Origin of the sequence: Streptomyces durbertensis, assembly GCF_014156695.1 — a bacterium.
GTDB lineage: Bacteria > Actinomycetota > Actinomycetes > Streptomycetales > Streptomycetaceae > Streptomyces > Streptomyces durbertensis.
Genome location: NZ_WMLF01000361.1, coordinates 1 through 5,593 on the forward strand (window position 1 = coordinate 1; position 5,593 = coordinate 5,593).

8 protein-coding genes are annotated in these 5,593 nt (G+C 74.5%); 5 read left to right on the forward strand and 3 right to left on the reverse strand.

The window, feature by feature from the left end; translation table 11 throughout:
• Window positions 1-220 precede the first annotated feature (220 nt).
• Complete coding sequence (locus GL263_RS20275; RefSeq protein WP_228456690.1) at window positions 221-397, forward strand: hypothetical protein; 177 nt, start codon at window positions 221-223, stop codon at window positions 395-397.
• A gap of 37 nt (window positions 398-434) precedes the next feature.
• Here GL263_RS20275 and GL263_RS20280 read toward each other — a convergent pair whose 3' ends face one another.
• Window positions 435-1,148, reverse strand: a complete 714-nt coding sequence (locus GL263_RS20280; protein WP_182857161.1) for a copper homeostasis protein CutC — start codon at window positions 1,146-1,148, stop codon at window positions 435-437.
• 153 nt (window positions 1,149-1,301) lie between these two features.
• Here GL263_RS20280 and GL263_RS20285 point away from each other — a divergent pair, with 153 nt between their 5' ends.
• The 4 genes from GL263_RS20285 (at window position 1,302) to GL263_RS20300 (ending at window position 4,471) form a co-directional block, all read left to right on the forward strand.
• A complete protein-coding gene (locus GL263_RS20285) occupies window positions 1,302-1,988 on the forward strand; it encodes an HD domain-containing protein (RefSeq protein ID WP_182857167.1) in 687 nt (228 codons plus the stop codon).
• A 39-nt stretch (window positions 1,989-2,027) separates the two neighbouring features.
• Entirely contained in the window at window positions 2,028-2,591 is a 564-nt protein-coding gene (locus GL263_RS20290) for a TIGR03086 family metal-binding protein (RefSeq protein WP_182857162.1), read from the forward strand.
• Window positions 2,592-2,760: 169 nt separating this feature from the next.
• Window positions 2,761-3,915: a Cmx/CmrA family chloramphenicol efflux MFS transporter gene (locus tag GL263_RS20295; RefSeq protein ID WP_323379493.1), complete on the forward strand. Its 1,155-nt coding sequence runs from the start codon at window positions 2,761-2,763 to the stop codon at window positions 3,913-3,915.
• Window positions 3,916-4,123: 208 nt separating this feature from the next.
• On the forward strand, window positions 4,124-4,471 hold the full coding sequence (locus tag GL263_RS20300) for a VOC family protein (protein WP_182857164.1): 348 nt from the start codon (window positions 4,124-4,126) through the stop codon (window positions 4,469-4,471).
• A gap of 171 nt (window positions 4,472-4,642) precedes the next feature.
• Here GL263_RS20300 and GL263_RS20305 read toward each other — a convergent pair whose 3' ends face one another.
• A complete protein-coding gene (locus GL263_RS20305) occupies window positions 4,643-4,909 on the reverse strand; it encodes a DUF4031 domain-containing protein (RefSeq protein ID WP_182857165.1) in 267 nt (88 codons plus the stop codon).
• Window positions 4,906-5,295 (reverse strand): DUF8819 family protein, encoded by a 390-nt coding sequence (locus tag GL263_RS20310; RefSeq protein ID WP_182857166.1) that lies wholly within the window; start codon window positions 5,293-5,295, stop codon window positions 4,906-4,908. The genes GL263_RS20305 and GL263_RS20310 overlap by 4 nt, the downstream gene beginning before the upstream one ends.
• Window positions 5,296-5,593: the final 298 nt, after the last annotated feature.

The following is a 5,593-nucleotide window of genomic DNA, read 5'->3' on the forward strand; positions in this document are numbered from 1 at the left end:
GGGGCGGGCTGGTCATCCGGCGGGGCGACCCGGCACCCCGCCCCCTACGTCACCGGGAGGAGTCCCGTAGGGGTCGGGCGTGCCCGGTGGAGGTACGAGGTGGAGGCCGGAATAGATATTTCGGCCGATGTGCGACGACCGGCTGACCGCGCATCCTGGAGACATGACCAGCGCATCGTTCACTTCTGCCATGGGAGACCACGGTCCCCGAGGTCACCGCGTGACGTCGGGAACCGGCGCTACCGCCCTGCACGCCGAGCACGAGCACCCGCGCCATCTGGTGGGGAACGTGATGCGGGCGATACGGGTCTTCGCGAGTACCGCCTTCGGCGTGGCCGTTCTGGGACAGTCCGACGAGGCGGCGGGCGTGTACCGCCGCAAAGCCGTACGTCCCTGAGAGCGCCGCCGCGCCGTTCGGGCCGGCCCGCGTGCCGTCACGCGTCGAGAGGCGCGTCCAGGGCGGCGCGCCAGCTCCGTACGGCGTCGGCGTCAACCGGCGCGTCCCAGCCGCCCGGTCGTGCCGCGCCGCCGATGTGGAACGCCGTCAGCCCGGCCCGGCGCAGTACGGGCAGGTGCGTGAGCTGCAGTCCGCCGCCGACGAGGAGGGTGGGGCGGTGCCCCGGCTCCCCCGCGACGCTGCTCGCCGCCTCCGCGCAGAGTGTCGGCAGTCCGTCGTCCACACCGCGCGCCGAGCCCGCCGTGAGGTAGGTGTCGAGGCCGGGAAGGTCCGCCAGTTCCTTGCGCAGTGCCTCCCTGTCGGCGGCCCGGTCGATCGCCCGGTGGAACGTCCAGCGGCAGCCGTCCAGCTCGGCCAGCAGGGCTGTGACGGTCGGCAGGTCGGGGCCGCCGGTCTCGTCGAGGAAGCCCAGGACAAACTCCGTCGCGCCCGCCTCGCGTAGCAGTCCGGCCTGCTCGGCCAGGCTCCGGACGGCGTCCGGCCCGCCCGAGGTGAAGCCGTCGTGGGAGCGCAGCATCACCCGCAGCGGCAGGTCGACCGCCGCCCGCACGGCGGCGAAGGTCTCCACGGAGGGTGTCAGACCGTCGGCGGCCATGTCGGCGACCAGTTCGAGGCGGTCGGCGCCGCCCGCCTGGGCCGCGACGGCGTCAGCCGCGTCGAGCGCGATCACCTCAAGAATTGGTCTAGACATGAGCAACAGGGTGTCACAGCGCGGCCTCCGACGGAAGTCGGCCCCACCGCAAGCGCGCACAATGGCGCTATGCCGTCCCTCCCACCCCCGCCGCCCCCGCCGCCCCGCCACCGGCCGACCCCGGAGCCCACCGCCTCCGCCGGAGCCGCCTCCATGGGAGCCACCGGACCTGCCGGAGCCACCGGGCCCGACGGGCCTCACCGTCCTGACACACTCGCCGCCCGATGGGCGGAGCTGCTGCACCGCGCCCGCGACAACAACCCCGGCCCGGACCCGCGCCCCTACGCCGACGACCTCCTGGCACGCTGGGCCGAGCCCCAGCGCCGCTACCACACCACCGCCCACCTCACCGCCGTCCTGGACCGCCTGGCGGAGATCGGCCCGCACGCCGCCGACCAGTCCGCCGTCGAGCTGGCGGCCTGGTTCCACGACGCCGTCTACCGTCCCGACCGCAGTGAGAACGAGGAGCGCAGCGCGGCGCTCGCCGAGCGGGCGCTGCCCGAGGCCGGTGTCCCGGCCGCGCGCACCGCCGAAGTCGCCCGGCTGGTCCGCCTCACCGTCGCCCACGACCCTGCCGACGGCGACACCAACGGTGAGGCGCTGTGCGACGCGGACCTCGCCGTCCTCGCCGGCTCCCCCGAGCAGTACGCGGCCTACGCCGCCGCCGTACGCGAGGAGTACGGCTTTGTCCCGGAGGACGCGTTCCGGGCCGGCCGGGCGGCGGTGCTGCGCCAGCTGCTCGGCCTGCCCCGGCTGTTCCGCACCCCTTACGGCACCCGCCGGTGGGAGGCCCCCGCCCGCCGCAACCTCCGCACGGAACTCGCCCTGCTGGAGGCCTGACGACTGGCGCCTCCGACAGCCTGGCCACACGCTGAGGACATGGAACTGATCGACGCCCTGGACCAGGGCTACACCGAGTTCGGCCGCCGGGTGGAGCAGGTGGCCGACGACCAGTGGGGCAATCCGACACCCTGCACGGAGTGGACGGTGCGGGACCTGGTCAACCACGTCGTGGCCGAGCACCTGTGGGCGCCTCCGCTGCTCCAGGGCGCCAGCCTGGAGGAGGTCGGCGACCGCTTCGACGGCGACGTCCTCGGCGAGGACCCGCGCCAGGCGTGGGAGAGGGCCAGCGCGCACGCGCAGCCGGCCTTCCACCGGCCGGGCGCTCTCGACCTCCAGGTGCACACCAGCGGCGGTATGACGGACGCCTCCGAGTACGGCTGGCAGATGGTCAACGACCTCGCCGTGCACGCCTGGGACCTCGCCAGGGGGATCGGCGCGGACGACCACCTCGACGAGGAGCTGGCCCGGACGCTGTACGACCGGATGGCTCCGGTCGCGGACCGGTGGCGGTCGGCCGGTGTCTTCGGCCCGGCGGTCGAGGTGCCGGAGGACGCCCCCGCGCAGGACCGCCTCGTCGCGGTTCTGGGCAGACACCCCTGAACCCACCCAGAGCACCGGTGCGCGCGGGGGCGCTGGAATGCGCGCGCTGTCAGGGGCGTTGGCGGTGTACGTGTCTGACAACAGCCCGCCACGCGCCGCCGCAAGAACCGCCGTAGCTCTCGACAAGCCGGCCTCCCCGCCGCCACCGGCTTCCGCGAAACCGACCCGGATCCCGCTCGCCGTCCATGTACTCGGGCTGTCGGTGTTCGCCCTGGGCACCAGCGAGTTCATGCTCTCCGGGCTGCTGCAGCCGATCGCCCGGGACCTGCGGGTCAGCATCCCGCAGGCGGGACTGCTGGTGTCGGCGTTTGCCATCGGCATGGTGGTCGGCGCCCCGGTGCTGGCCGCGGCGACGTTGCGGCTGCCGCGCCGGACGACGCTCACGGCGCTGCTCGCGGTGTTCGGCCTCGGCCAGGTGGCCGGCGCGGTCGCACCGAGCTACGGCGTCCTCTTTGTCACCAGGGTCGTCAGTGCGCTCGCCTGCGCCGGGTTCTGGGCCGTGGGGGCGGCCGTGGCCATCTCGCTGGTGCCGGTGACGGCCCGCGCCAGGGCCATGGCGATCATGGTCGGCGGGCTGAGCATAGCCAACATCCTCGGTGTCCCGGCCGGTGCGTTCCTCGGCCAGCACTGGGGTTGGCGGTCGGCGTTCTGGGCGGTGGCGGTGCTGGCCGCCCTCGGGCTGGTGGGCGTGCTGCTGCTGGTGCCGCGCACCCAGCCGCCGACCGGCGCGGACCGCCCCCGCCTCCGCCGCGAGCTGCGGATCTACGCCGACCCCCAGGTGTGGCTGGCGCTCGGCGTCACGGCGCTCAACGCCGGCGCCGTCTTCGCCCTCTTCTCCTACCTCTCCCCGCTGCTCACGGAGGTGGCCGGTCTGTCGGAGAGCTGGGTGCCGACCGTGCTGGCGCTGTTCGGCGTCGGGGCGCTGCTCGGCACCTGGATAGGCGGCCGCGTCGCCGACGCGCATCTCTTCGGCACCATGTACCTGGGCATCAGCGCGTCGGCGGCGGTGCTGGCCCTGCTGGCGCTCACCGCGCGACACCCGGTCGCCGCCGTCGGCCTCTCGCTGCTGCTCGGCGTGACGGCCTTCTTCACGGCGCCGGCGATCAACGCCCGGATGTTCAACGTCGCCGGCGCGGCCCCGACGCTGGCCGGCGCGACCACCACGGCCGCCTTCAACATCGGCAACACCGTCGGGCCCTGGCTCGGCGGCGTGGTCATCAGCGCCGGCTGGGGCTACCGCGCGGTCTCCGCGCTCGGCGCGCTCCTCGCCCTGCTGGCGGTCGCCGGCACGGCCCTCGCCTCCGCCCGCCACCGCGCCCGCTGAGGCGCCCGACGCGAGCCGGTCCGACCTCCTGTCGGATCGGTGAGGCCGGGCGCTCCCCCGGTCCTTCTCACTGCGGCGGGCTGCTCTGCCTCCCCAGTCCGCGCCTGTCGCCCATGGCCGTCCGCGTCGGGCTGTCGTAGTTCGGTCGTGGTGCCGCCGGGAAGTACTGGGAGGACAGAGACACCTTCGTTCTTGCTGGGAGTCATCCATGGCCGTTCGCCGAGTCGTGCCCAACATCCTTTCGGGGGCCGCGCAGGAAAGCCGGGAGTTCTACGGCCTGCTGGGCTTCGAGGAGGTCATGAACCACGGCTGGATCATGACCCTCGCGTCACCCTCCAGCCCGGCAGCGCAGATCAGCGTCATGAGCGACGACAGGACCGCGCCTGTCGTCCCGGACATCAGTGTCGAGGTGGACGACGTGGACGCGGCCTACGGCATCATGCGGGCGAGCGGCGCGGAGATCGTTCATCCCCTGCAGGACGAGGAGTGGGGGGTGCGGCGGTTCTTCGTCCGCGACCCGAGCGGGCGGGTGGTCAATGTGCTGGGACATCGCTGACGCCATTCCCCGTCGGTGGGCACGGAACCGAGCCGTCGTGTGCCGCGCCGATACCCGGAGCGGCAACCCGGCCGGCCCGGCAGCGCTGCGGCCTGGCCTGTGATCGATCCCGGACCAGGCGGGGTGCCCGCCGCCCTCGCCGGGCGGCCCGGCGGCCGCGTTCCGGCCGCGTCAGTGGGGGCGGCCCTTGGGGCGGCGGAGGCCGGCCGCCACGAGGAGGCGGACGATCTCACGGCTGGTGACCTCCACCGCGCCGAGGCTCACCGCGCGGTCGTACCGGGTGATCGGCACGTCGTAGTGGTCGCGGTCGAACGCCCTGGGCGGGGAGCCGAGTTCGGCGGCGAAGGTGTGCAGCTCGGCGAAGGAGACGTCGCTGATGAGGTGGGACCAGACCGTGCCGTGGCCGGGCCAGCGGGGCGGGTCGATGTAGAGGGTCATCGCGCGGCGCCCGCGTCCCCGAGGCCGCCGAGGGGGGCCACCGCCGTGCCGCCGCGTGCGCACACCCAGTGCGGGTCCTCGCCGAGTTCGGGTTCGAGGTCGAGGGCGTGCGGGCCCTCGCCGTCGGGTCCGGTGTCGCCGCAGAGCGGGCACAGCGGCCATCGGCCGTGCCGGTCGAGGAGCGCGTCCTGTAGGTCCTGGGCGACCAGGCCGGCGACGAAGGCGGCGCCGCGCGGCCACTGTTCGACCCACCAGCGGCGTCCGCTCACGGCGTCCTCGACCAGGGAGACGATGTCGGGGTCCGCGACACCGGTGGCCGTCAGGTCGGCGAGGATCAGTGCCCGCGCGGTGTGGAGTGCCCGTTCCAGGTCGTGCTCGTCGTCCATCACCCCATTCCACCACCGGCGGCGCGGGTCCTCTTGACGCCCCCGGGAGGTGGAAATACTTTTCGCCGCATGAGCGGTCGAATGAAGGAAACCTTCTCCGGTGGTGACCGCCGCGCGGTGCCGCCGGGCGCGGCGGGGCGGGTCCCGAGGGCCCGGGGGGACGCCCCGGCGGCGCCGGCCCCACGCCCGGCACCGCAGGCGGCGGGAGCGGGATTCCGGACGGACGCCGCCCGCGGTCCCGCGTACGGCCGGTCGGCCGGGCGGGAGCGGCGGCCGGGGGCCGGGGCCGCCACGGGAG